This is a genomic window from Nocardioides sp. (genome assembly GCF_004803405.1).
Classification (GTDB): domain Bacteria; phylum Actinomycetota; class Actinomycetes; order Propionibacteriales; family Nocardioidaceae; genus Nocardioides; species Nocardioides vastitatis.
The window spans coordinates 1-2568 of record NZ_SSXI01000222.1; the positions used below are offsets into that span (position 1 = coordinate 1).

The 2568-nt window shown below is 71.1% G+C and carries 3 protein-coding genes; 1 reads left to right on the top strand and 2 read right to left on the bottom strand.

Annotation, left to right across the window (positions count from 1 at the left end):
* Positions 1-1120 (top strand): putative PEP-binding protein (locus E7Z54_RS14940; protein WP_136434992.1); only part of this gene is annotated, 1120 nt, incomplete at its 5' end.
* A gap of 1 nt (position 1121) precedes the next feature.
* On the opposite strand, the gene E7Z54_RS14945 is transcribed toward E7Z54_RS14940, so the two are convergent.
* Both E7Z54_RS14945 and E7Z54_RS14950 read right to left on the bottom strand, forming a co-directional pair.
* On the bottom strand, positions 1122-1403 hold the full coding sequence (locus tag E7Z54_RS14945) for a hypothetical protein (protein WP_240769703.1): 282 nt from the start codon (positions 1401-1403) through the stop codon (positions 1122-1124).
* 47 nt (positions 1404-1450) lie between these two features.
* Positions 1451-2568 (bottom strand): fatty acid desaturase family protein (locus E7Z54_RS14950; RefSeq protein ID WP_431188810.1); only part of this gene is annotated, 1118 nt, incomplete at its 5' end.

Sequence of the window (2568 nt, forward strand, 5' to 3'; positions counted from 1 at the left end):
CAGCCACACCGCCATCATCGCGCGCCAGCTCGGCATCCCCTGCGTCGTCGGCGTGGCCGGAGCCGTCGCCGCGACCACCGGTGCCGAGCTTCTCGTCGACGGCGGGACCGGCGTGATCGAGGTCGGTCCCGACCCCGAGGCGGCCGCGGCGCGAGTGGAGGCCGACCGCGAGGAGCGCGCGGCCCTGGCCACGTGGACCGGTGCCGGCCGGACGGCCGACGGCCACCCCGTGAAGCTGCTCGCCAACGTTGCGGATGCCGCGTCTGCCACGGCAGCTGCCGCCGCACCGGTGGCGGGAGTCGGCCTGTTCCGCACCGAGCTGTGCTTCCTCGACCGCGAGGCCGAGCCCGACGTCGAGGAACAGGCCGCGATCTACGCAGACGTCCTGGCGCCGTTCGCCGCCGAGGACCGCTACGTGGTCGTGCGGACCCTCGACGCCGGCTCGGACAAGCCGGTCGCCTTCGCCACCCACCCGGACGAGGACAACCCCGCACTCGGCGTCCGCGGCCTCCGGCTCTCCTTCACCGACCCCGGCCTGCTGGAGCGCCAGCTCGCGGCGATCGCCGCCGCGGCGACGCGGACCGGCGCCGAGACGTGGGTGATGGCGCCGATGGTCGCCACGGTCGACGAGGCACGCGACTTCGCCGCCGCCGTACGCGCACACGGCCTGCGGGCGGGCGTGATGGTCGAGGTGCCGAGCGCTGCGCTGCTCGCCGACCGGATGCTCGCCGAGGTCGACTTCCTGTCCATCGGCACCAACGACCTGACCCAGTACACGATGGCGGCTGACCGGATGTGCACCGACCTCGCGCACCTGACCGACGCGTGGCAGCCGGCGGTCCTGCAGCTGGTCGCGATGACCGGCCAGGCGGGCGAGCGGGTCGGCAAGCCGGTGGGCGTCTGCGGAGAGGCCGCGGCCGACCCCCTGCTGGCGTGCGTCCTGGTCGGCCTCGGCATCACGTCGCTGTCCATGGCCTCAGCCGCCGTCCGCCCGGTCGGCGCCCGCCTCGCCGGCGTCACGCTCGAGCAGTGCCGGGAGATGGCGAACGCAGCGCTCGCGGCAGCGGATCCCTCCGCCGCGCGAGACGCGGCGCGCGCAGTGCTCGCTGACCGACCCTGATTCAGGCCGGGTCGTCGATCTCCCCGACCGGCGGCCGGTCGGGCTCGTCGAGCCCCAGCTCCGCGGCCGCAGGCTCGTCGTGCTCGGCCAACGCCCGCCGGGAGGAGTCGCGAATCTCGAACATCTCAGTCGCGAACCCGCCGACGACAGCGGCCACGTCGCCCACGGCCCTGGTCAGGATGGTGGCGACCTCGCCGACGGTGTGCGCGGCCGCCTCGGCACCGGCCTGGAGGGCGTCCTTGGCGATCTCGGCCTTGCTCAGGTGGTCCCGTCCATGGGTCATGTGATCCAGTCTCCCGCGGGCAGGTCAGGCGGCCAACGAGTCGTCCGTCACGGCGTGGTCACGCGGACCGCCGCCGTCTTCGACGGGCCGCCCGGGAGTGCGTACCGGAAGATCTTCCCGGCGACGCTGAGGAGCTGCCTGTGCAGCGGGCCGGTGTTGTACGGCAGGCCGTAGCGCTCGCAGATCTCGCGCACCTCGCCCGCCACCTCGGGGTAGCGACGGGCGGGAAGGTCCGGGAACAGATGGTGCTCGATCTGGTGCGACAGGTTGCCACTCATGGTGTGCATCAGCGGGCCGCCCGAGATGTTCGCCGATCCGAGCATCTGCCGCAGGTACCACTGTCCGCGGGTCTCGTTCTCCGTCTCCTCGACCGAGAACGTCGCCACCCCGGCCGGGAAGTGGCCGCAGAAGATGATGTTGAAGGCCCAGATGTTGCGGACCAGGTTCGCGGTGGCGTTGCCGGCGAGGGTGAGCGGGAGCAGCGGGCCGGTCAGCGCCGGGAAGAGGACGTAGTCCTTCAACGTCTGCTTGCGGATCTTGCGCAGCAGGCCCGGGTAGAGCGGCTTGTTGTCCTTCATCGACCGCTTCCCGGCGACGATGTTCTCGACCTCGAGGTCGTGCAGCGCGACGCCCCACTGGAAGAACACCATGAGGAGGAACGCGTAGACCGGGTTGCCCAGGTAGTACGGGTGCCACTTCTGGTCCGGGTCCATCCGCAGGATGCCGTAGCCCACGTCGCGGTCCTTGCCCACGATGTTGGTGAAGGTGTGGTGGATGTAGTTGTGCGAGTACTTCCACTGCTCGCCCGGGCACACGGTGTCCCAGTCGAACATCCGGGAGTTGAACGCGGGGTCGCCCAGGAAGTCGTACTGGCCGTGCATGACGTTGTGGCCGATCTCCATGTTGTCGAGGATCTTCGAGACGCTGAGCGCGGCCACCGCGATCGGCCAGGCGGGCGGCAGGTAGAACAGGGCGCGGCCGGCGATCTCGAGTCCGCGCTGGGCCTTGACCACCTTGCGGAGGTAGGCCGCGTCAGCCTCGCCGAGGTCGGCAATCAGGCGCTGGCGGATCGCGTCGAGCTCCTGGCCGAGCCTCTCGATCTGGTCCGCGGTGAGGCCGTGGTACTTCGTGTCGGTCTTCGTGTCGGTCTTCGTGTCGGTCTTCG

What these genes read in the sequence shown, in the direction of transcription:
- E7Z54_RS14945 (WP_240769703.1), bottom strand. Translation starts at nt 1,403, where the DNA reads ATGACCCATGGACGGGACCACCTGAGCAAGGCCGAGATCGCCAAGGAC.